The sequence below is a fragment of the Pseudoxanthomonas sp. Root65 genome (assembly GCF_001427635.1).
In the GTDB taxonomy this organism is placed as follows: domain Bacteria; phylum Pseudomonadota; class Gammaproteobacteria; order Xanthomonadales; family Xanthomonadaceae; genus Pseudoxanthomonas_A.
Genome location: NZ_LMHA01000002.1, coordinates 267,024 through 288,545 on the forward strand (window position 1 = coordinate 267,024; position 21,522 = coordinate 288,545).

28 protein-coding genes are annotated in these 21,522 nt (G+C 67.5%); 8 read left to right on the plus strand and 20 right to left on the minus strand.

All coding sequences use genetic code 11. The features are described from left to right. Positions 1–13 precede the first annotated feature (13 nt). Positions 14–424 (plus strand): hypothetical protein, encoded by a 411-nt coding sequence (locus ASD77_RS11730; protein ID WP_055941732.1) that lies wholly within the window; start codon positions 14–16, stop codon positions 422–424. Between the two features lie 123 nt (positions 425–547). On the opposite strand, the gene ASD77_RS11735 is transcribed toward ASD77_RS11730, so the two are convergent. The 8 genes from ASD77_RS11735 to ASD77_RS11770 form a co-directional block, all read right to left on the minus strand. Further along, positions 548–1,087: a metal-dependent hydrolase gene (locus ASD77_RS11735; protein ID WP_055941734.1), complete on the minus strand. Its 540-nt coding sequence runs from the start codon at positions 1,085–1,087 to the stop codon at positions 548–550. A 124-nt stretch (positions 1,088–1,211) separates the two neighbouring features. Next, positions 1,212–2,804, minus strand: a complete 1,593-nt coding sequence (locus ASD77_RS11740; RefSeq protein WP_055941736.1) for a hypothetical protein — start codon at positions 2,802–2,804, stop codon at positions 1,212–1,214. 66 nt (positions 2,805–2,870) lie between these two features. Further along, positions 2,871–4,853 carry a M2 family metallopeptidase gene (locus tag ASD77_RS11745; protein ID WP_055941739.1) on the minus strand — a complete coding sequence of 661 codons (1,983 nt, stop codon included), beginning with the start codon at positions 4,851–4,853 and terminating at the stop codon, positions 2,871–2,873. Between the two features lie 243 nt (positions 4,854–5,096). Further along, positions 5,097–5,582, minus strand: coding sequence for a hypothetical protein (locus tag ASD77_RS11750; RefSeq protein ID WP_055941741.1), 486 nt, complete (start codon positions 5,580–5,582; stop codon positions 5,097–5,099). Between the two features lie 42 nt (positions 5,583–5,624). After that, positions 5,625–5,879, minus strand: coding sequence for a cell division topological specificity factor MinE (gene minE / locus ASD77_RS11755; protein ID WP_055941742.1), 255 nt, complete (start codon positions 5,877–5,879; stop codon positions 5,625–5,627). A 2-nt stretch (positions 5,880–5,881) separates the two neighbouring features. Beyond that, complete coding sequence (gene minD, locus ASD77_RS11760) at positions 5,882–6,691, minus strand: septum site-determining protein MinD (protein WP_055941743.1); 810 nt, start codon at positions 6,689–6,691, stop codon at positions 5,882–5,884. 44 nt (positions 6,692–6,735) lie between these two features. Further along, on the minus strand, positions 6,736–7,512 hold the full coding sequence (gene minC, locus ASD77_RS11765) for a septum site-determining protein MinC (protein WP_055941745.1): 777 nt from the start codon (positions 7,510–7,512) through the stop codon (positions 6,736–6,738). Then, the gene (locus ASD77_RS11770; RefSeq protein ID WP_055941746.1) at positions 7,509–8,105 is read right to left on the minus strand and encodes a GNAT family N-acetyltransferase; all 597 of its coding nucleotides are present in this window, start codon (positions 8,103–8,105) and stop codon (positions 7,509–7,511) included. Before ASD77_RS11770 ends, minC begins: the two co-directional genes overlap by 4 nt. Before the next feature lie 179 nt (positions 8,106–8,284). On the opposite strand from ASD77_RS11770, the gene ASD77_RS11775 reads away from it, so the two are divergent. The 5 genes from ASD77_RS11775 to ASD77_RS11795 all read left to right on the plus strand — a co-directional run bounded on the left by ASD77_RS11775 (position 8,285) and on the right by ASD77_RS11795 (position 12,743). Then, positions 8,285–9,526: a sensor histidine kinase gene (locus tag ASD77_RS11775; protein ID WP_055941748.1), complete on the plus strand. Its 1,242-nt coding sequence runs from the start codon at positions 8,285–8,287 to the stop codon at positions 9,524–9,526. Further along, positions 9,523–10,164: a response regulator transcription factor gene (locus tag ASD77_RS11780; RefSeq protein WP_055941750.1), complete on the plus strand. Its 642-nt coding sequence runs from the start codon at positions 9,523–9,525 to the stop codon at positions 10,162–10,164. Before ASD77_RS11775 ends, ASD77_RS11780 begins: the two co-directional genes overlap by 4 nt. 228 nt (positions 10,165–10,392) lie before the next feature. Next, positions 10,393–11,550 carry a polyketide cyclase gene (locus tag ASD77_RS11785; RefSeq protein WP_055941752.1) on the plus strand — a complete coding sequence of 386 codons (1,158 nt, stop codon included), beginning with the start codon at positions 10,393–10,395 and terminating at the stop codon, positions 11,548–11,550. Between the two features lie 144 nt (positions 11,551–11,694). After that, positions 11,695–12,063: a DUF423 domain-containing protein gene (locus ASD77_RS11790; protein WP_055941754.1), complete on the plus strand. Its 369-nt coding sequence runs from the start codon at positions 11,695–11,697 to the stop codon at positions 12,061–12,063. A 5-nt stretch (positions 12,064–12,068) separates the two neighbouring features. Continuing rightward, on the plus strand, positions 12,069–12,743 hold the full coding sequence (locus tag ASD77_RS11795) for a DNA-3-methyladenine glycosylase (RefSeq protein ID WP_055941757.1): 675 nt from the start codon (positions 12,069–12,071) through the stop codon (positions 12,741–12,743). A gap of 48 nt (positions 12,744–12,791) precedes the next feature. Here the strand turns inward: ASD77_RS11795 and ASD77_RS11800 are convergent, their stop codons facing one another. From ASD77_RS11800 to ASD77_RS18630, 9 genes are all read right to left on the minus strand, one after another. After that, complete coding sequence (locus ASD77_RS11800; protein ID WP_156383613.1) at positions 12,792–13,214, minus strand: hypothetical protein; 423 nt, start codon at positions 13,212–13,214, stop codon at positions 12,792–12,794. Between the two features lie 188 nt (positions 13,215–13,402). Then, positions 13,403–14,230, minus strand: a complete 828-nt coding sequence (locus tag ASD77_RS11805; RefSeq protein ID WP_055941760.1) for a M15 family metallopeptidase — start codon at positions 14,228–14,230, stop codon at positions 13,403–13,405. Positions 14,231–14,239: 9 nt separating this feature from the next. Beyond that, entirely contained in the window at positions 14,240–14,785 is a 546-nt protein-coding gene (locus ASD77_RS11810; RefSeq protein ID WP_082563269.1) for a DUF3093 family protein, read from the minus strand. A gap of 11 nt (positions 14,786–14,796) precedes the next feature. Continuing rightward, on the minus strand, positions 14,797–15,591 hold the full coding sequence (locus tag ASD77_RS11815) for an alpha/beta hydrolase (RefSeq protein ID WP_055941763.1): 795 nt from the start codon (positions 15,589–15,591) through the stop codon (positions 14,797–14,799). Positions 15,592–15,602: 11 nt separating this feature from the next. Beyond that, a complete protein-coding gene (locus tag ASD77_RS18135; protein WP_055941765.1) occupies positions 15,603–15,782 on the minus strand; it encodes a DUF4177 domain-containing protein in 180 nt (59 codons plus the stop codon). After that, on the minus strand, positions 15,779–15,973 hold the full coding sequence (locus ASD77_RS11825; RefSeq protein ID WP_055941767.1) for a hypothetical protein: 195 nt from the start codon (positions 15,971–15,973) through the stop codon (positions 15,779–15,781). Before ASD77_RS11825 ends, ASD77_RS18135 begins: the two co-directional genes overlap by 4 nt. Further along, positions 15,970–16,245 (minus strand): hypothetical protein, encoded by a 276-nt coding sequence (locus tag ASD77_RS11830; protein WP_055941770.1) that lies wholly within the window; start codon positions 16,243–16,245, stop codon positions 15,970–15,972. Before ASD77_RS11830 ends, ASD77_RS11825 begins: the two co-directional genes overlap by 4 nt. 12 nt (positions 16,246–16,257) lie before the next feature. Continuing rightward, on the minus strand, positions 16,258–17,121 hold the full coding sequence (locus tag ASD77_RS11835; RefSeq protein ID WP_055941771.1) for an SPFH domain-containing protein: 864 nt from the start codon (positions 17,119–17,121) through the stop codon (positions 16,258–16,260). 21 nt (positions 17,122–17,142) lie between these two features. Beyond that, positions 17,143–17,265: a hypothetical protein gene (locus tag ASD77_RS18630; protein WP_268793381.1), complete on the minus strand. Its 123-nt coding sequence runs from the start codon at positions 17,263–17,265 to the stop codon at positions 17,143–17,145. 127 nt (positions 17,266–17,392) lie between these two features. Between ASD77_RS18630 and purT the strand changes: the two genes are divergently transcribed. After that, positions 17,393–18,577, plus strand: a complete 1,185-nt coding sequence (gene purT, locus ASD77_RS11840; protein WP_055941773.1) for a formate-dependent phosphoribosylglycinamide formyltransferase — start codon at positions 17,393–17,395, stop codon at positions 18,575–18,577. Positions 18,578–18,587: 10 nt separating this feature from the next. Further along, positions 18,588–18,887 (plus strand): hypothetical protein, encoded by a 300-nt coding sequence (locus tag ASD77_RS11845; protein ID WP_055941775.1) that lies wholly within the window; start codon positions 18,588–18,590, stop codon positions 18,885–18,887. 61 nt (positions 18,888–18,948) lie between these two features. Here the strand turns inward: ASD77_RS11845 and ASD77_RS11850 are convergent, their stop codons facing one another. The 3 genes from ASD77_RS11850 to ASD77_RS11860 all read right to left on the minus strand — a co-directional run bounded on the left by ASD77_RS11850 (position 18,949) and on the right by ASD77_RS11860 (position 21,521). After that, the gene (locus ASD77_RS11850; protein WP_327194196.1) at positions 18,949–20,121 is read right to left on the minus strand and encodes an endonuclease/exonuclease/phosphatase family protein; all 1,173 of its coding nucleotides are present in this window, start codon (positions 20,119–20,121) and stop codon (positions 18,949–18,951) included. A 91-nt stretch (positions 20,122–20,212) separates the two neighbouring features. Continuing rightward, positions 20,213–20,935 carry an arginyltransferase gene (locus ASD77_RS11855; protein WP_055941780.1) on the minus strand — a complete coding sequence of 241 codons (723 nt, stop codon included), beginning with the start codon at positions 20,933–20,935 and terminating at the stop codon, positions 20,213–20,215. 1 nt (position 20,936) lies between these two features. Then, the gene (locus ASD77_RS11860; RefSeq protein ID WP_055941784.1) at positions 20,937–21,521 is read right to left on the minus strand and encodes a hypothetical protein; all 585 of its coding nucleotides are present in this window, start codon (positions 21,519–21,521) and stop codon (positions 20,937–20,939) included. Position 21,522: the final 1 nt, after the last annotated feature.

The following is a 21,522-nucleotide window of genomic DNA, read 5'->3' on the forward strand; positions in this document are numbered from 1 at the left end:
CTGCGAGAACCCCATGTCGATCCAGTCCAAAGCCCGCCGCGAGGCGAAGAAGCGCAAGGCGACCAAGGCGCACAACCAGGCACGCGCCAACGCACCGGCGATCGAGCCGCATGCCGAACTGCGCAACCCCGAGGGCGAGCTGTTGGCGGGCGTGGTGCGCCAGGCGGGCGTGTGGGTGCTGGGCCTGGATGGCCGCATCGCCGGCACGTCCGACAGCGCGGCCGAGGTGCTGGCGATGATCAAGCAGGCCGCCGCGCTGCACGAGGCGCAGGGCAACGCCGTGCGCCTGGTCTATTCGGACGAACTGCGCGACACCGCGGTGATCGAAGCGGCGGCACAGGGACTGACGCTCGAGCAGTTCGAGGCGCAACTGGCCGAACAGATGAAGATGAACAAGCCGGAATCGGCGCCGGACGTCAATTGAGCGTCCCTCGAGTTCCGGTGTGGGAGCGACGTAAGTCGCGATAGTCTGCCGCGGTACGCTGGCGCCTCGTAGACGAATGGTGAGCGGTCGGATTCTGACGAGCTCAAGCTGAGCGATCGCGACTTACGTCGCTCCCACACCCATCGCCCTGCGACGCCGCCACGCGGCCAAGCCTGCCATCACCCCCACCGGCACCCACACCCAACGCAGTTCCGACAGCAGCACCTCCACGCCGCGCGCGCTGAAGAAGCGGTTCACGAAGGGCGATACTTCGATCACCCGCCATGGCGCGAAGTGGCGCGCATCCGACCACGGCCAGTACAGCGCGACGCCCAGGCCGCCGTCGGTCAACATGTCGAGCAGCGGATGCGAAGCCGCGGACAGGGCGATGAACAGGAATGCCGTGAAGGCCGGCGCCCTGAGCCGGCGTGCACCGCCTGCGGCGAGGGCACCGCAGGCGAGGGCGAACACCAGTGAATGGCTGGCGCCACGATGGCCGAGCGCATGCGCGTACTCGATGCCCACTTTGAACGCCACGACGTCGGCATCCGGCAGCATCGCCGCGATCACGCCGGCGACGACCAGACGTGGCGGAAGGCGTTTTCGCCCGAGTGCGACGCCGGCAGCCAAGGGGATCAGCGCGTGGGTCAGGATGGTCGGCATGGAGGTGGCGTGCAGGAGGTGGTGTGCACTCTTGCGGCGCTCTGTGTGGCCACGATGAAGCCGATGCGTGCGAAGAAAAAAGGCCGGCATGTGCCGGCCTTTTCGCATGCAACCGAAGGCAGGCTCAGCGCTCGCGCACGCCTTCGCGCAGCGGGGCGATCTGGCGCTCACGTCGCGCGGGCGCGCGCACCGGTGCCGGCGTGGCGACAGCCGGCACGGCACGTGCGCCCTGTCCTTGCGCGACCGCACCGGAGGTACGCACCAGCGGCTGCGATCCGTTCTCGCGGACCGGGTCGGCGGCGATCCACTGCTTGATCTGCGGGAAGATCAGATCTAGCCGCGAGTAGTGGTCGCGGTTGGTGGTGGTGGAGAGGCTGCCGGAGTTGACGCAGCTGGCGCTGCCACCGAACAGGCCGCCGCGCAGGCGGTAACTGCCGTCGCGATACAGCGTGAAGAGGCCGGAGCCGCTGCTGCCACCTTCGGTGGTGCCTTCCTGCCAGCCGACGGTGTAGTTTTCGGGGTAGACATCGGTGACATGCTGGCCGCGCGAGTACTTCTTCGCATCGCCGGAGGGATGGTGCAGGGCGATCACGCTCGCGTTCGCGGCCAGCGGGCTGGCGTCCCAGCCGGCGAAGGTCGCCGAGGCCGGGGGCGGATTGCGCAGGCGCAGCACCAGCGCATCGACGTTGGCATCATGGAACATCACATCGGCACCCCCGGTCAGCGGGTTGGCCCTCACGCCATTGTTGGTGCCGCAGGTCGAGTTCTCGTAACCCCAATAGGTGTTGAGGCTGAGTGCGACCTTGGCGCGGTCCTGCACCGGCACGCCGTTGCTGCCGCCGGAGAAGCAGTGGTCGGCCGTGTAGAACCACGGCACCTGCGTGCCCGGCGTGGTGTCGTTGAGCAAGGTGCCTGTGCAGATGTAGGTGCCGTGGATACCGCCCGACGTGGTGTAGGCATTGAACACCATGTGCGCCACGGCATTCTTCGCCTGCACATACGCGGGTCCCAGGCTGTCGACCCGGCAGACCGCGTCGATGTTGCACGACGCCGATTCGCCGATCTTCTCAACGATCTTGAAGTTGTTCTCGCTGTTGGCCAGCAGGTGCGATACCTGCGGCGCCTGCATCTGGGCCTGCGCCGCGTTGACGTGAGCGGGACGATAGACCTCGATGATCTGCGTGATGCCGTCGGTGGCAGGACTCCAGTACATGCCCTGTGCGTCTGCGGACTGCTGCGCCTGGGCGGCGCTGATGGCGGCGACCACGCGCGACGGAGTATCGGAACCGCCGAAACGCAGTTCGACATGCGGGTGCAGGCCCGTTACCTGCAGGCCCACGCGTAAGCCGAGGGCATCGGGTGAATTGACCAGCAGGCGGGCAACCGCGCCGCCGGACCTCAGCGGTATCCAACGCAACGCGGGCGTGCTGCGACCGATGCCCTCACCGGCCAGCTGCCGGCCGATGCCGATCTGGGTGGCCTTGAGCTGCGGCGATGCGTTGCGGTTCTGCAGGTCCACCAGACGCTGGATCGCCATTTCGCGATAACGCAGTGGCGTTGCAGTGCGGTCCGGGAACTGCGCCAGCTTCCAGACGGGTGCCATCTGCGACGGCGTACGGCTGGGCTCGCCAGCGACCTCGGTGACCGCCGCATGGGCCAGGAACGGAGCCGCCAGCAGCAGGCTGGCGAACAGGTTGAGCGTCGTGGAGCGGGGCATGCGCGGACATCCTTGTGACGGAGTCGGTGGGTAAGAAGCGGGCCGTCGCCGGCCCGCCCTCGTGGCTTACGACTTGGCCGGCGCTGTCGGCGTGGGTGCAGCCGCCGTGGCCGGCACCTGCCATCCGCAGGTCTGGCCTTCATTCTGCTGCTTCAGCCACTCCTGCAGCGGTGCGAAATACTCCAGCACCGCGCCGGCGTCCATCTTCTCGGTGCCGGTCAGTTCCTTCAGCGTGCCCTGCCAGGGCTGGCTGGCGCCCTTCTCGAGCATCGCCCAGAACTTCTGGCCGGCGGCCTTGTCGCCGTAGAAACTGCAGGTATACAGCGGACCTTGGTGGCCGGCCGCATCGCACAGGCCCTTGTAGAACTGGAACTGCAGCACGTGCGAGAGGAAGTAGCGCGTGTACGGCGTATTGCCGGGCACGTGGTACTTCGCACCCGGGTCGAAGAAATCCTCGCCGCGCGCCGTGGCCGGCGCCACGCCCTGGTACTTGGCCTTCAGTTCCCACCACGCCTTGTTGTAGTCGGTCGGCTTGATGCTGCCGTCGAACACACCCCAGCGCCAGCGGTCGATCATCAGGCCGAACGGCATGAACGACACCTTCGCCAGCGCCATGCGCATCTGCGCGTTGATGAGCGCCTCGTTGCTCTGCTGCGGGGCATCGACCATGCCGATCGACTTGAGGTAGTCCGGCGTCATCGCCAGCACCATGGTGTCGCCGATCGCCTCGTGGAAACCGTCGTGCGCGCCGGTCTGGAACAGCGGCGGCAGCTTGTTGTAGGCCAGGTAGTAATACACGTGGCCCAGCTCGTGGTAGATGGTGGTGAAGTCTTCCTCGTTCGGCTTGATGCACATCTTGGTGCGCACGTCGCCGCTCATGTTCATGTCCCACGCGCTGGCGTGGCAGACCACGTCGCGGTCCATCGGCTTGATGAACTGCGTCTTGGCCCAGTAGCTTTCCGGCAGCTTGGGCATGCCCAGGCTGGTGTAGAAGTCTTGGGCACGCTCGGTCATCTGCTTGGCGACCTGCAGCTTCGCCTCACGCTCGGCCTGGAACAGTTTGTCAGTGCCCAGGTTCGGGCCGGCCTTGGCCAGCGCGGCCTGGTAGTCCGCCTGGTACTGCTTCTCCAGCGCGCCGGTGATATCCAGGCTGCCGGCGCCCTTGTACGGTTCCAGCACGTCCCAGAGGTTGCCCCAGTCCTGCTGCCACATGTTGCCCATCAGGTGCGCGGGCAGCAGGCCGTTGACCTGGCCCTTCTCCACGCCATAGGTGGCCTGCAGCTTGGTGCGGGTGTAGCAGTGCAGCTGCTCGTACAGCGGCTTGACCTGGCCCCAGAGACGGTCCGTTTCCGCGGCGATCTCGGCGGGCGTCATGTCGTAGCCGCTGCGCCACATCTCGCCGGCGTCGGCGAAGCCCATTTCCTTCGAGCCTTCGTTCACCAGTTCGACGAAGCGGGTGTAATCCTGGCGCATCGGCTGCGCGATGGTGTGCCAGCCCTGCCAGGCATCGAGCTGCGCGTCGTAGTCGCGGCTGCTGCGCAGGACGTCTTCGAGTTCGCCCAACTGCCGGCACTTCTGCGCCTCGCCTTCGCCGGTGCAGTAGGTGCCGGCGCCGTAGGTGCCTTCCATCTTCGTGGCGATCTGGGTCAATTCGGCCAGCTTGGCCGGATCCTTGGGAGCGGGCATCGCGGTAGCCAGCTTCAGCAGTTGGATGGCGCGCGCGGTCTCGGGCGACATCTGCTGGCCCTCGAACTTCTTCGCCTGCGCGATCCAGCTGTTGAGCTGGGTCAGATAGCGCTCGTTGCCCTTGGCCGCCAGCAACTGGCTGTCGTCGTTGATGTAGGTGCTGGACAGCCACTGCGCCGCGGTCAGTTCCGGGTACATCTTCTTGAGTTCGTCGTTGACGCGCGCGATGAACTGGTCGGCCGTCTCGCCCTTGGGGGCGGCGGGAGCGGCCGCTTCGGAGGCAGGCTCATCCTTCTTGCAGGCGGCGAGCGTGGCGATGCCCGCGCCGATGGCGAGAGCGAGCAGGAGGTGGCGATGCTTCACGGGACGTCCTTCGGATGCGGCGGGCGCAGGAACCGGAAGGGTAGTGAGGGTGGGGGAGGGGGTGCAAGTGCGGCGGCCCGCCGTCTTGTGGGAGCGACGTCATTCGCGAAGCGCGGCCTCGCCGGGAAGCCTGCAGCCTGACGAGAAGAGGTGCCTCCTCCATGCTGCCGCGTGGTGCTGGAGCGGCACGGACGGCCATGGCAGGCGTTCGCGACTGACGTCGCTCCCACAATCAAGGTTTCCTCAGCGGTGAGGTAGCCCACGATCTTCCAGGAATGCGCGCGCATCGTCGGCATCCCGCTCGAACCACGCCTGCGTGGAGCCAAGCCGGTAGGTGTAGCCCCATGCATCCATGTCGGCCATCAGCTGTCCACGTCCCACGCCCGGCAACTGGTCGGCCAGGATGATCTGCAGGCAGCAGGTGGCGTCTTCCTCGATCACCGAATCGGTGGCGTCGGTGTGCACCTGCGCCCGCCGTTCCGGCGGCAGGACGATCAGGTGGCAGGCTTCGTGCAGCATCGAGTGCACGGGCGTGTCGCCGCGCACGTACACGTTGTGGGCGATGACGCCGGCCTCGGGTTCGCCCCAGAAGCTGCCGGGGATCGGCGCGCCGTCGTCGACACGATGCAGACGCAGTCCGTAATGCGAGAGCAGGGCATCGGCCGCGGCGAACGGCAGCGAAGCCACCCGCATCACCTCGTGTTCGACGGTGTCTGTACCCACATCCATGGTCGAATCAGGCGAGGGCGGAGCAGAGCCCCGCCCCGGCGGTCAGGCGCTGCCTTCCTGCAGCGACACCGAAATGTCGAGCACGTCGTGCTCGCCTTCCTTGATCAGCTTCACGTTGACCGCTTCAGCATCGACATTCACGTACTTCTTGATCACTTCCAGCAGCTCGCGCTGCAGCATCGGCAGGTAATCGGGTGCGCCGCGGGTGGTGCGCTCCTGCGCGACGATGATCCGCAGTCGATCCTTGGCGATGGACGCGGTTTCTTTCTTCGGCTTGAGGAAATCGAACATGCCCATGATCAGGCTCCGAACAGCTTGCTGAAGAAGCCTTTCTTTTCGACGGTGGTGAAGCGCAGCGGACGGTCTTCGCCCAGCAGCCTGCCCACGGCATCGTCGTACGCCTGGCCTGCGGGCGACTCCAGCTCCAGGATCACCGGCTCGCCCTTGTTGGACGCATTGAGCACGTCGCCGGATTCCGGGATCACGCCCAGCGTCTTGAGGCCCAGGACCTCTTCCACGTCCTTGATGCTCAGCATCTCGCCGCCTTCCACGCGCGACGGGCTGTAGCGGGTGAGCAGCAGGTGTGGCTTCAGCGTTTCGCCGTTTTCGGCCTTGCGGGTCTTGGAATCCAGCAGGCCCAGGATGCGGTCGGAGTCGCGCACGCTGGAGACTTCGGGGTTCACCACCACGATCGCGGTGTCGGCGAAATACATGGCCAGGAACGCGCCCTTCTCGATGCCGGCGGGCGAGTCGCAGACGATGTAGTCGAAGCCGTCAGCGTCCAGGTCCTTGAGCACCTTCTCCACGCCTTCCTTGGTCAGCGCGTCCTTGTCGCGCGTCTGCGAGGCGGCCAGCACGAAGAGGGTCTCGAAACGCTTGTCCTTGATCAGCGCCTGCTTCAGCGTGGCCTCGCCCTGGGTGACGTTGACGAAGTCGTACACGACGCGGCGCTCGCAGCCCATGATGAGGTCGAGGTTGCGCAGGCCGACGTCGAAGTCGATGACCGCGACCTTCTTGCCGCGACGCGCCAGGCCGCACGCGATGCTGGCGCTGGTGGTGGTCTTGCCTACGCCGCCCTTGCCGGACGTGACTACGATGATTTCAGCCAACGGTGTTCTCCTTGGTCGTTCTTATGTTCGGTTAACGCCGCGCCTCATTCCTGCGCGACGATCTTGAGTTGGTCCTGGTCCAGCCAGATCTGCACGGCCTTGCCACGCAGTTCGCTGGGTACTTCCTCCATCACCTTGTAGTGGCCGGCGACGGCGACCAGTTCGGCGTGGAATTCACGGCAGAAGATGCGGGCTTCGGCGTTGCCGCGGGCGCCGGCGAGGGCACGGCCGCGCAACGCGCCGTAGATGTGGATGGAGCCGTCGGAAATGACTTCCGCGCCAGCCCCCACGGTGCTCAGCACGGTCAGGTCGCGGTTCTCGGCATACAACTGCTGGCCGGAGCGCACGGGGGTCTTCTGCACCAGGCCGGGCTTGCTGTCCGCGGCCTTGGCCGCGACCGCTTTGGCAGGCGCGGCCTCGGCCACGGTCGCGCGCGGGGCGGGAGCGGTCGGGGCGGGTGCCCCGCCTGTGGGTTCGTACTGGGCGCGGAACTTGGCCAAAAGCGGCAGTCCCAGCTGTTCGGACAGGGTTTCGGTCTCGCGGGTGCCGTAGGCCAGCGCCACCGGCAGGACGCCCGCGCCGCGCAGGCCATCGATCAGGGCGCGCGCGGTGTCCGCGTCGGGCAGCCGGGTCAGGCCACCGAAATCGACGATCACCGCGGCGCGGCCGAACAGCTTGGGCGCGCGCTCGACGCGCTCGCGCATTTCGCGGATCAGCTGATCGACATCGAGGGTGCGGATGCGGAGGTTGGCGATGCCGACCTGGCCGATCTTCAGTTCACCGGCCTGTTCGTAATCCACGGGCGCTCGCGTCACGCTCATGTGCCGGTCGGCCGCTGGGCGCTGGCGTCGGCCAGCAGGCGGGTGCGGGTCCACGGGACGTCCGGCAGCCCGTCGCCATAGGTGTCGAGCACCCACGGATAACTGCAGAGTTCCTTCATCAGCATGCTGGCGCGGACTTCGGCTTCCTCCATGACGTTCTGGCCCACTTCGCGGAAACCGAAGCTGCCGTGGAAGAGCAGGGCGGGGTCGGCGCCGTGGTCGAGGAAGACTTCGCAGGCCAGCTGCGGGTAACGCAGTTCGGCGAAGCTCTGCACGTCGGCGTAGAACGCCCGGCCGACGCCGCCGCCGCGACGGCGGCTGGCCACGACGATGCGGTCGATGTAGAAGAACTGCGGATAGCGTTCGCCGAACCAGGCGAAGTTGCTGCTGTCGTGGCTGGCACCGGAGCCGAAGCCGACGAGGAAACCGGCGAGGTTGCCCTCGCGTTCGGCGACGCGGAAATACTCGGCCGTCTCGTAGAAGCGGCGGACCTTGGCCGAATCCAGGGGCAGGATCGCCAGTCCGGCATTGTTGTTGAGGGCGAGGACGGAATCCAGCTCGTGCTCACGCACGTCGCGGATGACAATCGACATTACCTGACTCCGAACGGGTCTTGCAGGGCGGCACGCGGCCAAGCCCGGATTATCGCATGGGGCCGCCGCGACCGGCGAGGCGCGGGTGAGCCGGGGATGAACCCGGCCACCTCACGTTCCAACGTCGGCATGACTTTAGTTGGGACATGGCCGTCCGCGATTCCGCCTAAGATGCCGGGATGTTGGGACGACTCAGCCATACCCGCCTGCTGCGCGCCGCCGGGCTCTACACATGGGCCCTGGTGGGGATTCCCATCATCCTGAATGTGTGGGTGCTGCCGCCGTCGAGCGGCACGGACGGGCAGGGGGTCAACCTGCCGCTCACCGCCCTGTGCTACTTCAGCTTCGGCGCGGTGTACTGGCTGGCGACACGGGCACTGGATGGGCGGCGGGACAGTTTGCCGGCGCATTGGAACGTACCGCTGGCGATGGTGCTGACGGCGACCGCGATCGGCGTGGGGTTCTACACGCAGACCGGGCTGGGCGCGGTGCTGCTGCTGATCATGGCCGGCGTGCTGCCGTGGCTGCTGGAGCTGCGTTTCGCCGTCGCCTGGCTGCTCGCCGCGCACGTGCTGCTGGTGCCGTCGTTCATGGCGCGCGACGATTTCAACTTCTGGGAGGCCCTCTTCCAGTCGATGTTCTACGTGGGCTTCGCGGCCTTCGTGCTGATCACCACCTATGTGGCGCGGCAGCAGGCGCAGGCACGCGAGGAACAGCGCCGGCTCAATGCCGAACTGCGGGCCACCCGGGTGCTGCTGGCCGAAAGTGCCCGCGTGAACGAGCGCACGCGCATCTCGCGCGAGCTGCACGATCTGCTGGGCCACCACTTGACCGCGCTCAGCCTGAACCTGGAAGTGGCCGGCCACATGACCGAAGGGCGGGCCCAGGAGCATGTGCGCCAGGCGCACACGCTGGCCCGCCTGCTCCTGACGGACGTGCGCGAGGCGGTCAGCCAGCTGCGCGACAGCGGCGCGATCGACCTGGGCGCGGCCCTGCTGCCGCTGGCCGAAAAGGTGCCGTCGCTGGCCATGCACATGGATATCGAGGAGCCGCTGACCCTCGAGGATCCGCACCGGGCGCACGTGCTGCTCCGCTGCACGCAGGAAATCATCACCAATGCAGTACGCCATGCCGGCGCCCGCCACCTGTGGCTGCACTGCCGGCGGGACGGCGCAAGCATCCTGATCGATGCCCGCGACGACGGCGCCGGCAGCCCGCACGTGGTGGCGGGCAACGGCCTGACCGGCATGCGCGAGCGCCTGGCCCAGTACGGCGGCGAACTGCGCATCGAAACCCGGCCGGGGCAGGGCTTCCGCCTGCACATCGCCCTTCCCGTCAGCGACGCGGCCCCCGCGCTCGCGCCCCTTCCCGTTCATCCACCCGAACCCACACCCGAGCTCAGCTCCGGAGGAACCCTGTGATCCGTGTCTGTCTGGTCGACGATCAAACCCTGGTACGCCAGGGCATCCGCTCCCTGCTGGCGCTGGACGGCGGCATCGAGGTGGTGGCCGAGGCGGCGGACGGCAAGCAGGCCGTGGACCTGGTGCCCCAGGTCAAGCCCGACGTGGTGCTGATGGACATGCGCATGCCGGTGATGTCGGGCTTGGAAGCCTTGCAGGCGCTGGCGCGCGCCGGCCAACTGCCCCCCACCATCATCCTGACCACCTTCGACGACGACCAACTGGTGCTGGCCGGCTTGAAGGCCGGGGCCAAGGGCTACCTGCTCAAGGACGTCTCGCTGGAGCAGCTCGTCGGTGCCATCCGCACGGTCGCCGATGGCGGTTCGCTGGTGCAGCCGGCGGTAACCCAGCGCCTGCTGTCCGGGCTGGAGCACATGCGCAACGAGTTCGTCAGCCTGGACCGCCCGGACCCGCTGACCGACCGCGAGACCGAGATCCTGCGGCTGATGGCCAGCGGCTTCTCCAACAAGGAGATCGCCAATTCGCTGGGCGTGGCCGAGGGCACCATCAAGAACCACGTGTCCAACATCCTCTCGAAGCTGGGTGTGCGGGACCGTACGCGTGCCGTGCTGAAGGCCTTCGAGCTGCAGCTGGTGTGAGCCGAGCCAGCCGGCCCGGCACGCTCACGAAGGGCGGGTCAGGGCATCCGCGGCGCTGCACCGGAATGCCCGCCGTTGCAGCGCAGCAGGGCCGCCGCATGCGCCCGCGTACGTCCGGGAATCGGCCAGCCAACCGGTGTCAGATGGGCTGCCCGAAGCCCCGCAACCCTGCTAGGATGCGCGTTGCATTTTTTCACGGCCGAGGCACCGGCCCCCGGAGACTCCTGAATGACCCGTTTGATCGAGTTCGTGATTGCGTTGGCGCTGGTTCTGGCGCTGTTTCTGGTGATCGGCCTGGTCCTGCCGTCCTCGCGCTCGCTGCAGGAAAGCGTCGAGACCAACCGCCGCATGACCATCGTGTTCGACACGCTGAACAACGTGCGTCGACTGAAGGACTGGAACCCGCTGATCCCGGGCGCGGCCAACGAACTCAGCTACTCCGGTGGCGAGAACAACACGGGCGTCGGCGCCAAGGTGGACTACAACTCCGCCAATGCGGCCTGGGGCCAAGGCAGCTGGGAAATCGTCACCAGCGACCGTCCCACCGCGCCCGGCACGCCCGGCAAGATCGTCTATTCGATCGTCGACAAGCGCATGGGCAGCGACAAGCAGGCCACGTTCGACCTGCAGCCGACCGGCAAGGACAACCGCAACGTCAAGATCACCCAGAGCTACCAGGTCACGTACGGCTTCAACCTGCTCGGCCGTTATGCCGGCATGTACGTCAGCCGCCATGTCGGCGACGCGGTCAAGGCCGGCCTGGGCAAGCTGACCAACATGCTGGCCACGGTGCCGAACTTCGACTACCGCACCGAAGGCAGCCCGCTGACCGATCTGAAGATCGTCGACGTGCCCGCCGAGGATCTGCTGGTCGTCAACGCCGGCAACATCGACCGCACCAACGACGCCATCAAGGCGTCGATCAAGCAGAACCAGGAATGGATCAAGCGCGTGATGGACGCCAACGGCCTGGTCGCCGCCGGCCCGCTGCGCGTCATCACCACCGACTTCGGATCCGAGAAGTATGCGTTCGACATCGCCCAGCCGGTCCGCAAGGGCAGCGCGGCGCCGAAGGCCGACGCCGCCGCGGATGCCGCCCCGGTCACGCCGCCGGCGACGCCCGTCGCGTCGACGGGTGAGCTGAAGGTCACCATCCCCTCCGGCGCTCCGGTCGAATACGTGCGCACCGAAGCCCGCAAGTCGGCGTTCGCCAGCTACACCGGTTACATGGCCGAACTCGACAACCAGCGCAATGCGCTGCGTGCGTGGGCGGTCACCGGTGGCCACGAAGTCGTCGACCGTCCCTACGAGTCGTGGAAGTCGGGTGTCGATGCCTCGTTCGAGGCCGACGGCAAGTTCGACATCTACTGGGCCGTCAAGCAGTAAATCTTCCCGGACACCCGTCCCGGATGATCCGCTCCACGCCAACGCGCCGCTTCATGCGGCGCGTTGCGTTTGTGGGGCGGCGAACCGGCGGCGCGGCGTCCTCCGCTGGCAGGATGCCCGCCCCATCCCGGGACCGCTGAGCCGATGAACTACGACCGACGTCAACGCAAGCCCTCGTTCCTGGCCCTGGCCGGCGGTCTGCTCGCCGCGGTGGCGGTCGGCCTGTCCGCCTATGCCTCGCACGGGATAGCGGCCGCACAGGCGCAGTCGCACGTGCAGACCGCTGCGTTGTTCGCGTTCGGCCATGGCCTGGCGCTGGCGGCGCTGGCGCCCAGCACCACGCGGCGCACGGGTAAGGCGGCGCTGTGCCTGCTGCTGCTGGGCACGCTGCTGTTCGCGGGCAGCCTGGCGGCCAGTGCGCTCGGCGGGCTGTCCACGCGACTGGCGCCGGCGGGCGGCATCGCCCTGATGCTGGGCTGGGTGGTCTGGGCGGTCGACGCCATCCGGCGCTGACGCTCATGCCACGGCACGCGCGCGGTTTCGACACCGAGCAAGCCTGGGACCACTTGGCACGGCGCGACCGCCGGCTGGGCGTGTGGATGAAGCGGATCGGCTACATCGAACCGCAGCCTACCTGGAAGAAGCCGTTCGACCCGGTCGATGCGTTGGCGCGGGCGATCCTGTACCAGCAGCTGAGCGGCAAGGCCGCGTCCACCATCGTGGGACGCGTCGAGACGGCCATCGCCAGCACGCGGCTGCATGTCGACACGCTCGGCCGCATCGATGACGTGGCGTTGCGCGCCTGCGGCGTCTCCGGCAACAAGACGCTGGCGCTGCGCGACCTGGCGGCACGCGAGCAACGAGGCGAGATCCCCACGCTGCGACGGATGTCGACGATGCGCGAGGACGACATCGTCGCCGCGCTGGTGCCGGTGCGCGGCATCGGCCGCTGGACGGTGGAGATGATGCTGATGTTCCGCCTGGGTCGTCCGGACGTATTGCCGATCGACGATCTCGGCGTGCGCAAGGGCGCTCAGCTCGTCGACAAGCTCGACACGATGCCCACGCCGAAGGAACTGGCGGAGCGTGGAGAGAAGTGGGGTCCCTACCGCACGTACGCGGCGCAGTACCTGTGGCGGATCGCGGACTTCGCGGTCGAGGCGAAGGCGCCTACGAAGCGTTCGCAGGATTGACGCAGCGCCAGGGAATGACCAACAAGAGCCGAGTTGTTCGGAGGATCCCTAGGCGTCGGTTTTGGGTGCAAACAGCGGATCGTCGCTGAGGGAACGCTTCGGGGCCGGTGGGTTGCGTTTCCAGTCGCTTACGAAGCGATGGTACCGGTAGGTCGCCGTCATCGCGCGGAAATAGAAGATGGCGAACAGCAGGCCCACCACAAGGCCGGATGGCTTTCCCGTTTCGACCATGATCAGGATCTTGGAGAGCACGAAGTAGGCCAGCATGATCGTGGCCGCCGTGCGGCTGCGCTTGTAGATGCCGAACGCGAGCAGTGCGATCAGGCCGACGTCGACAAGATTCCACGCGCCATCTCCCAAGCCATCGCCGCCGGACGCCATCGCGATGACGGTCACCAGCAGCGTGATCGTGCCGGAGACGCACGCGGCGACCCAGCCATGCGTGATCGGACGCGTGATGTCGTCGGGCACATCGCGCTCGTGCGGAAGGGTGGCGTCGGCAATCGCGGCCGATGGACTTTCGTACGGGTTGGGTGCGTTCATGGCGTCCTTGCGGGTCCGTTCCGGAAAAGTCTGGGCACTGTCTCGAGCCGCGTTGCAGGTCGCGGGGATTGGTCGGTGGGCCCCACGCCCAGCGTGCTTTCACCGGGTCGGCGACGTCAAGAGGCCGCAGCCCCCCTAAAGCACCAATGCCACGGCTCGTAGACGATCCCGTGCGGGTTGTCGCGGGGATAGCTCATGACGAAGCCGAAGTCGCCGGCATGGCGGGTAAGCCAGGCGAACGCGGCCGTGTGCTCGAACGATTCCTCGGCCGGGGGTTCGCCGGGCGTGCCGATATCCAGTGCGCGGCCGCCGTGATGTTCGCTGTAGCCGGGGGCGGCGTTGACGGTGAGGATCTGTTCCACCGTCTGCCCGCGCGCCAGCTTCCGGGCGAAGATGCCGAGCTGGTAGTCGTGGCTGCGGTAGCCGGAGATCGCCTCGAGCATGACGCCTTCCTGATACGCGGCGTACCGCATGGCGAGCCAGGTGCGTGCGGCCGCCGCGGTCAGCCACAAGGGACGGCGATAGCGATCCCGTCCGGCGAAGACGAGCGCGGCGGGCTCGGCGACCAGGGCAAGGCCGCTGCGTTCGCCATAGGTGTCGTCCAGCCCCAGTTCGTGCAGCCGTTCCTGCAGGGCGTGCAGCGGCAGCGTGCCCTGCGCATCCGCATCGAATCCGCGCGTCGCGCTTTCGAGGTGGTCCAGCGCGTCCCAGGCCTCGTCGAGTCCGGGCTCGCGCGACAGGGTCGGCACCAGCGGATGCACCGCCTGCGTCGACACGGCGGCCAGGTAGCGGCCATCCTGCTTGCGGCGCAGTACGGTATGGGCACCGGCAAGCGCGCGCGCATCGGCATTGCTGCGCACGCGCAACACATCGGCAGGCCACAGCTCGATCTGCGCGGTATTGAGCAGCAGCGTCTTCAGCGGTCGGGTGGGCAGGCGTCGCATACCCGCAGCTTAGCGATGCGGCGTGGGCGTCGCCAGTTCGCGCAGCCGCGCGAGCAGATCGGCCGGACGCGCCGGGCTGAGCAGCACCAGGCCACCGTCGCGCAAGGGCAGGGTGAGCACGCGGCTGCGGTCGGTGAGCAGGCAGAAGGCCTTGCCCAGGTTGCGCAGGCGGAAGTGGCCCGCCTTGAAGCCGGGCAGGCTGAAGCCGTTGGTTTTCAGCATCGGCGCCAGGTCGGTGTGTTCTTCCAGGCTCAGCACGCGCGCTTTGTCCAGGTCGATGGCCTCGACCGGCAGCGTCTTCGTGTAGAACGTCGCCTCCACCCGCAGCGTGCGATGGTCCAGCCTGATCCGCCTGCGCCGCACTGCGAGCGTCAGCACGATGCCGACCGCCAGCACGAACGGGACGGTCAGCCATGCGGTAAGCGTGGGAGGCGTGGTTGATTCCAGCGTCAGTGCGACGATGGTCACGGCGATGGCGCCCAGCATCGGCAGCCAGATCCACAAGGCTGCGTGGCCGGCGAGGGGAGCGAGAGCGAAGTCCTGCGTCTGTTGCATGGAGCACCCGGTCAACGAGGGGAAGCGTGGCAGTCGGACCGCGCGGCGACGTGGTCGAACACGCGGTGGATTTCCGCCGCCAGCATGTCCAGCTGGGTCTCGCGCGGGATGCTGGCGAAGCGGTCGCCGGGCTGGAACCCGTAGTCGCCGAACTGGGAATGGTTGGCGCCGGGGACCTCGACCCAGCGGGTCTGCGGAGGCAACCGGGAACGGTTGCGTGCCACGCGTTCCGGGGTGGCCAGGCCGTCGCGGTCGCCGACAAGCTTGGTCACCGGCATGGATAGTGCCGACAGATCGATGTCGCGCGGGTGCGACGTCGCGACCAGCAGCAGGGCGGCGGTAGCGGCCGGGTCGTTGAGCGCGTGGCGCGACGCCACTTCACCGCCGCGGGAATGGCCGCCGACGATCCAGCACCGCACGCCGGGCAGCACCGCCATCGCGCCGTGGCCGCGTGCCAGCACGGGCGAACCCTCTGCACCTCCGAAGGCACCCCGTCGCGGCAATTCGATGATCACGGCGGGATAACCGGCCTCGGCGAGGCGGTGGGCGGTCCGCGCATACGCGCGCGGGTCGACCAGCGCGCCTGCGTAGAACAACAGGCCCATTGCCTGCGGTGCACGCGTGCGCGGCAGGAACACCCACCGGCCCTCACGATGCTCGACCGAGACACGCGCATCGCCGACGGCCGCACGACGACCTTCCGCATTGGCGTAGTAGGCGATCAGGCACCACGCCATGAAGACAACCGTGGTCACAAGGCCCAGCGCGACCCAGATGCGCTTGATCCGCTGCACGAGTCCTGCCATGGCGTGGCCGCTCAGGCCGGCTTCTTGAAGAACAGGCGCACCGAGATTTCGTGTTCGATGAAGAGGGTGCTGACAAGCTCCCATCCCTGCATGCTCATCTTGTCCAGTTCCTGCTGCATGCGGTCGGTGAGCTTGCCGGCGAACATCTTGAAGGGAACTTCGATGACCTTGTGGTTCCAACGGTGATTCATGGCGAGTCCTTCTTGTTCGTGGAGGCGTCGCCCTTCGGCAGCCGCCCGGCCTTGCGCAGCGCATCGCGCAGCACGTATTCGATCTGGGCATTGAGCGATCGCAGTTCGTCGTCCGCCCAGCGTTGCGCCGCCGCCAATACGTCGGCGTTGATGCGCAGCGGATAGGCCTTCTTGTCCGGCTTCTCGCTCACGGTTGCTTCCTGTTGCGGCGCAGTTGCAGCACCATCGACACGATCAGCGCATTCACCAGCACCACCATTGCGATCACGATGCCCTGGGCCACTCTGTCGTCATCGCCTGCCCAGTAGATGCCGACCGCGCCGGCCTGGATCGCCAGTCCCACCAGCACCCAGTGCAGGGCCATGCCGCGCGAACGGACGGTGGGTTCGCGGCTCATCCATGCTCCGATCAGCAGCGCAGGCAGGCCGGACACGGCGAGCATCAACGGGACGAGGGCGTGCATGCCGGCGCGTCGTTAGTAGATGGAGCCGGTGTTGACGATGGGCTGGGTACCGCGCTCGCCGCACAGCACGACCAGCAGGTTGCTGACCATCTGCGCCTTGCGCTCCTCGTCCAGCTTCACCACGTCGTTCTTCTGCAGTTCGGCCAGCGCCATCTCCACCATTCCGACTGCACCGGCCACGATGCGGGTGCGCGCGGCGATCACCGCGTTGGCCTGCTGGCGCTGCAGCATCGCCTGGGCGATTTCCGGGGCGTAGGCGAGGTGACTGATGCGTGCTTCGATCACGTCCACGCCGGCCTTGCCCAGGCGCTCGGCGATCTGCTCCTGCAGATGCTGGGAGATCTCCTGCGGATGGCTGCGCAACGCGATCTGGCCTTCCTCGTGCTGGTCGTACGGGTAGCTGGAGGCCATCGCACGCAACGCGGACTCGGACTGGATGTGTACGAAGCTCTCGTAGTCGTCGACGTTGAACACGGCCTCGGCCGAATCCACTACCTGCCACACGATGACCGCCGCGATCTCGATCGGGCTGCCATCCAACTCGTTGACCTTCAGGCGGCTGCTCTCGAAGTTGCGGATGCGCAGCGAGATCTTGCGCTTGCTGAAGAAGGGGTTGTTCCAGCGCAGGCCGTTGTCCTTCACCGTGCCGACGTACTTGCCGAACAGGCTGAGCACGGCCGACTGGTTGGGCTCCAGCTTGTACAGGCCCGCCAACAGGAAGATGACCACGGCGCCCAGCACCGCGGCCACGATCAGGTGGCTGGGCTGCTTCAGCGCAGCGCCCTGGACGAATACGACGGCGGCACCGAGACCGAGGACCAACAGGCCCAGCAGTGTGGGAATTCCGGGCAGCGAGGAGGTGGCGTTCTCTTTCATGGTCTTGGTCTCAGGACAGGATCACGGCAGCGACAGGCCGGTGCCAGCGGCGAGCAGGGCAACGGAGAGGAGGAGCAGGGCGGGAATGACGCGGTGCGCCTGCGAAGGCCAGCGGCGCTGGATCTGGTGCATCACGTGGAGCATGGCGAGTCCCCTTGTGCGATCGACTTCAAATAAAAGATATCAATTTGATATCAGATGTCAACGCATTCCCGGCGCCGCCCGTCGGCCGGCCCGTTACACTGGCGCCCCCCTTCCCGGACCGCCCCGCATGACCACCCTTGGAACCCCGCTGTCTCCCCACGCGACCCGCGTCTTGCTGCTCGGGTCCGGCGAACTGGGCAAGGAAGTGGCCATCGAACTGCAGCGCCTGGGCGTGGAAGTCATCGCCGCCGACCGCTATGCGGACGCGCCGGCCATGCAGGTGGCGCATCGTTCGCACGTGCTGGACATGCTGGACCCGGCAGCCATCCGCGCGTTGATCGCGCAGGAAAAGCCGCATCTGGTGGTCCCTGAAATCGAGGCCATCCATACCGAGACCCTGGTCGCGCTGGAGGCCGAGGGCGCCGCGCGCGTCATCCCCACCGCCCGCGCCGCACGGCTGACGATGGATCGCGAAGGCATCCGCCGGCTGGCCGCCGAAACACTGGGCCTGCCCACATCGCCGTACCGGTTCGTCGACACCGCCACCGAATACCGCGAGGCCGTGCGCGCGATCGGCCTGCCGTGCGTGGTGAAGCCGGTGATGTCCTCGTCCGGCAAGGGCCAGAGCACGCTTCGCAGCGAGACCGATATCGATGCGGCCTGGGAATATGCGCAGACCGGCGGTCGTGCCGGCGCGGGTCGCTGCATCGTCGAGGGCTTCATCGACTTCGACTACGAGATCACCCTGCTGACCGTGCGGCACGCCGGCGGCACCTCGTTCTGCGATCCCATCGGGCACTGGCAGAAGGACGGTGATTACCGGGAAAGCTGGCAGCCGCAGCCGATGTCGCCGCGCGCGCTGGAGCGTGCGCAGCAGATCGCGCGCACGGTCACCGACGACCTCGGCGGCTGGGGCCTCTTCGGCGTGGAACTGTTCGTGAAGGGCGACGAGGTCTGGTTCAGTGAAGTCTCGCCGCGCCCGCACGACACCGGCCTGGTCACGCTGGTCTCGCAGGAGCTGTCGGAGTTCGCGCTGCATGCGCGCGCCATCCTCGGCCTGCCGATCCCGGTGATCCGCCAGAGCGGCCCCTCCGCGTCCTGCGCGATGCTGGCGCATGGCCACGGCGTGCCGGTGTTCGGCAACGTGCACGTCGCGTTGGCGGCGCCCGACACCGCCCTGCGCCTGTTCGGCAAGCCGCGCGTGGAAGGCCATCGCCGTGTCGGCGTCACCCTCGCGCGCGCGGACAGCATCGACGCCGCCCGTTCCGCGGCACGCGACGCCGCCGCCGCGATCACCATCGACTTGCAGTGAGGCGCGCACCATGAATGGAAACACCGGCTACGCCGTGTTCTTCTTCCCGCAAGCGCTGGAAGCGTTGGGCGAGGCGATCAAGCCCTATCTGACCGACCAGCCGTACGGCCCGCACGTCTTCTGTCGCGAGATCGACACCGGTGGCGCGTTCACCGAGATGACCCTGGTCGGCAAGAATGCCGAAGGCCACGACGTGCAGGTGGAGTTGATGGTACCGGGCAGCATGATCCGCATGATCGTGTCGGCACAGAACGAATCGCTGTTCGGCTTCGGACCGCGGGTCGCCACCCCGGTCGTGGGAGCGACGTAAGTCGCGAGGCTCCTGCTTTCCCGGCCCGCCCGTCGCTCACATACGGGGGAGGAAAGGCGTGCTAGAGGGAAAGATCCACCCAGACGAGGTGATGGTCGCTGCCGTCGGCGATGGCGGCATCCGGATGGCCCTTCTTCGGCCAGAACACGCCGCTGCCCTTCAACGCAAAGCCGGTCGACGGCAACACGTAGTCCAACCGCAGCGCGCCGTTGCGACGGCCGAAGTCGCCGGTGACATGCGCGGGCGCACCGCGGCGCTGCAAGCCTTTGGCGGCATAGGCTAGCGCGGTCTCCTCGCCGCCTTCGCTGCGTGGCGTGGCCATGCGCATCACGCGCGGGTGCTCCAGCAGTTCGATGATGGCCTCGTGGTGTCCGTCGCCATCGGCCGGATCGTTGTTCAAATCGCCGGCGATGATGAAGCGCGCATCGGCCGGCAGGCCGCCGCAGCGTCCCTGGTCGTCGCAGAGCCAGGGCGCATCGCCCGGCGTCAGGTATTCGCGCCACAGGCGGATCTCGTCCGCGTTACGGAGGCCGTTGCGGTTCTCCGGCCCGTCGAAGACCGGCGGCGTGGGGTGCGAGACCAGGAAGTGCACTACGCCGGCCGGCGTGCGCACCGGCACGTCCCAGTGCGACTTCGACGACAGACGCAACTGCTTCCAGGTCGCGTCGGGATAGAACGCCTCACGGGTGGTCGGATCCACCGGATTGTTGGCGCCCGGCATCGTGCTCCAGCGCAACAGCTGGAACGTGCGCACCTGCGCTTCGTCGATCGGGAAGCGCGACAGCACCAGCATGCCGTACTGGCCCGGATGCAGGCCATAGCCCCACGCATCGTTGCCGCGCTCGCGTCCTTCGCGACCGACCGAACCGCTGCGGTCCAGGTCCAGCCCGCTGGGCACGCCGGTGTTGACCGGAGCGAGGTACCGGTAGGGGTAGCGGAGCGGATCGCCTCCGCCGGGTTGGGCCGCTTCCAGATAGCGCTGCTGGAACAGGTCGGCGGCACGATGCGCGTCGTCGTAGTCGAATTCGTTGAGCAGCACCAGGTCCGGGCGCACCTTCTGCAGGACTGCGGCGATCTTGCGTGCGTGTGCGTCGTCGCCTTCGAGTTGCCGGATCACGCCGCCGGCGTCATCGGAGAATAGCGAGGTGTTGTAGGTCGCCACGCGCAGTGGGAGGTCCTGCGCGCTGGCGGGCCCGCCCACGGTCGCGGAAGAACTGCAGGCGGTGAGAGTCATGGTGAGCAGGAGGGAGAGGATGCGCATACGCGGATTCTGTCACGTCACCATGACAGCCGTGAAAAATTGTGCCGGGGGCCCGGCGTCGGCGTCATCGATCCGTGCGGACCCAGCGACGGCCGTCGAAGTGCTCGAGCGGCGCAAAGCGACGCTTGTAGTCCATCTTCCGGTGCCCCTCGATCCAATAACCGAGGTACAGGTGCGTATAACCATCGCGGCGGGCCCATTCGATCTGCCGCAGGATCGCCAGCGTGCCGAGGCTGCGCGCTTCCAGCGCGGGATCGTAGAAGGTGTAGACGGCGGAGAGCGCGCCGGGGATGACGTCGGTCACCGCGACGGCCAGCAGTTGTCCGTCCTCGCGCAATTCGACGAAACGACCGCGCGACCAGCTGCCCACCAGGAACTGGTCGAATTCCGTGGCGCCGTGTTCATCCATGCCGCCAAGCGGATGCCGCGCGGTCAGGTAGCGCTGGTAGAGCGCCAGGTGCTCGTCGTCGCGCAACGCCGCGACAATCCGTGTTTCCACGCGCGCGTTGCGCGATGCGCAACGTCGCTGGCTGCGGTCGGGCGCGAAGTCGGCGACCGGGATGCGTACCGCCACGCAGGCGCGGCACTGCCGGCAATGCGGCCGGTAGACGATGTCGCCGGAACGACGGAAACCCCAGCCCAGCGCATCCGGATACAGCTGCGGCAGGCGCGGGTCGCGCGGATCCAGCACCAGGTCGCGGGCGACACGCTCGGGCCAGTAGCCGCAGGGGTGCTCGCCGGTATGGAACAGGCGCAGGTCATCGAGCGATTGCGTGTTCTCGCCCATGTCATCCTGTCCAGTGCGACGCCAGCGGCCAGAACGCGAGGCCGGCCACCGCACCGGTCGCCGCGCCTGCCACCAGGTCGCGGCGGGTGTGGCGTCCGAGCGCGAGGCGCGACCACGCCACCGCGGCGGCGAACAGCAGCGCGGCGAGCATCCATACCAGGCCCAGTTCGCGCAGCAGACAAGCGGCGAAGACAGCGAATGCCAGGTGCAGCGACAGCTTGCACCACCGCGCCGTCAGCACCGCGACCAGGATCATGGCGGCGGACAGCGCCAGGCCCAGGGCGAACAGCGGTTGACCGCCGTGCCAGACGACCAGCATCGCGCCTGCCGACAACGCCACCAGCAGGAAGCGGTTCAGCGCGCTGCGCTCGTGCACCGCGCTGGCATCCACGTGGCCCCAGCGACCGCGGCGGACCTGCCACCAGGAATAACCCATCACCAGCAGGGCGAACGCAGCGAATCCCAGCGCGGACCACGCCGCCTCGTGCGCGTTGCCTTGCGCCAGCGCGATCACCAGCACGGCCATCGGCAGCACCAGCATGGGGTGGCCGAAGATCGACAGGGTACGGGCGAAGGCCAGGGACATG

Excerpts from the sequence above, each read along its gene's own strand:
- ASD77_RS11730 (WP_055941732.1), top strand. The coding sequence starts at position 14 with ATGTCGATCCAGTCCAAAGCCCGCCGCGAGGCGAAGAAGCGCAAGGCG.
- ASD77_RS11735 (WP_055941734.1), bottom strand. The coding sequence starts at position 1,087 with ATGCCGACCATCCTGACCCACGCGCTGATCCCCTTGGCTGCCGGCGTC.
- ASD77_RS11740 (WP_055941736.1), bottom strand. The coding sequence starts at position 2,804 with ATGCCCCGCTCCACGACGCTCAACCTGTTCGCCAGCCTGCTGCTGGCG.
- ASD77_RS11750 (WP_055941741.1), bottom strand. The coding sequence starts at position 5,582 with ATGGATGTGGGTACAGACACCGTCGAACACGAGGTGATGCGGGTGGCT.
- minE (WP_055941742.1), bottom strand. The coding sequence starts at position 5,879 with ATGGGCATGTTCGATTTCCTCAAGCCGAAGAAAGAAACCGCGTCCATC.
- minC (WP_055941745.1), bottom strand. The coding sequence starts at position 7,512 with ATGAGCGTGACGCGAGCGCCCGTGGATTACGAACAGGCCGGTGAACTG.
- ASD77_RS11770 (WP_055941746.1), bottom strand. The coding sequence starts at position 8,105 with ATGTCGATTGTCATCCGCGACGTGCGTGAGCACGAGCTGGATTCCGTC.
- ASD77_RS11775 (WP_055941748.1), top strand. The coding sequence starts at position 8,285 with ATGTTGGGACGACTCAGCCATACCCGCCTGCTGCGCGCCGCCGGGCTC.
- ASD77_RS11785 (WP_055941752.1), top strand. The coding sequence starts at position 10,393 with ATGACCCGTTTGATCGAGTTCGTGATTGCGTTGGCGCTGGTTCTGGCG.
- ASD77_RS11790 (WP_055941754.1), top strand. The coding sequence starts at position 11,695 with ATGAACTACGACCGACGTCAACGCAAGCCCTCGTTCCTGGCCCTGGCC.
- ASD77_RS11795 (WP_055941757.1), top strand. The coding sequence starts at position 12,069 with ATGCCACGGCACGCGCGCGGTTTCGACACCGAGCAAGCCTGGGACCAC.
- ASD77_RS11805 (WP_055941760.1), bottom strand. The coding sequence starts at position 14,230 with ATGCGACGCCTGCCCACCCGACCGCTGAAGACGCTGCTGCTCAATACC.
- ASD77_RS11810 (WP_082563269.1), bottom strand. The coding sequence starts at position 14,785 with ATGCAACAGACGCAGGACTTCGCTCTCGCTCCCCTCGCCGGCCACGCA.
- ASD77_RS11815 (WP_055941763.1), bottom strand. The coding sequence starts at position 15,591 with ATGGCAGGACTCGTGCAGCGGATCAAGCGCATCTGGGTCGCGCTGGGC.
- ASD77_RS18135 (WP_055941765.1), bottom strand. The coding sequence starts at position 15,782 with ATGAATCACCGTTGGAACCACAAGGTCATCGAAGTTCCCTTCAAGATG.
- ASD77_RS11830 (WP_055941770.1), bottom strand. The coding sequence starts at position 16,245 with ATGCACGCCCTCGTCCCGTTGATGCTCGCCGTGTCCGGCCTGCCTGCG.
- ASD77_RS11835 (WP_055941771.1), bottom strand. The coding sequence starts at position 17,121 with ATGAAAGAGAACGCCACCTCCTCGCTGCCCGGAATTCCCACACTGCTG.
- ASD77_RS18630 (WP_268793381.1), bottom strand. The coding sequence starts at position 17,265 with ATGCTCCACGTGATGCACCAGATCCAGCGCCGCTGGCCTTCGCAGGCG.
- purT (WP_055941773.1), top strand. The coding sequence starts at position 17,393 with ATGACCACCCTTGGAACCCCGCTGTCTCCCCACGCGACCCGCGTCTTG.
- ASD77_RS11845 (WP_055941775.1), top strand. The coding sequence starts at position 18,588 with ATGAATGGAAACACCGGCTACGCCGTGTTCTTCTTCCCGCAAGCGCTG.
- ASD77_RS11850 (WP_327194196.1), bottom strand. The coding sequence starts at position 20,121 with ATGACTCTCACCGCCTGCAGTTCTTCCGCGACCGTGGGCGGGCCCGCC.
- ASD77_RS11855 (WP_055941780.1), bottom strand. The coding sequence starts at position 20,935 with ATGGGCGAGAACACGCAATCGCTCGATGACCTGCGCCTGTTCCATACC.
- ASD77_RS11860 (WP_055941784.1), bottom strand. The coding sequence starts at position 21,521 with ATGTCCCTGGCCTTCGCCCGTACCCTGTCGATCTTCGGCCACCCCATG.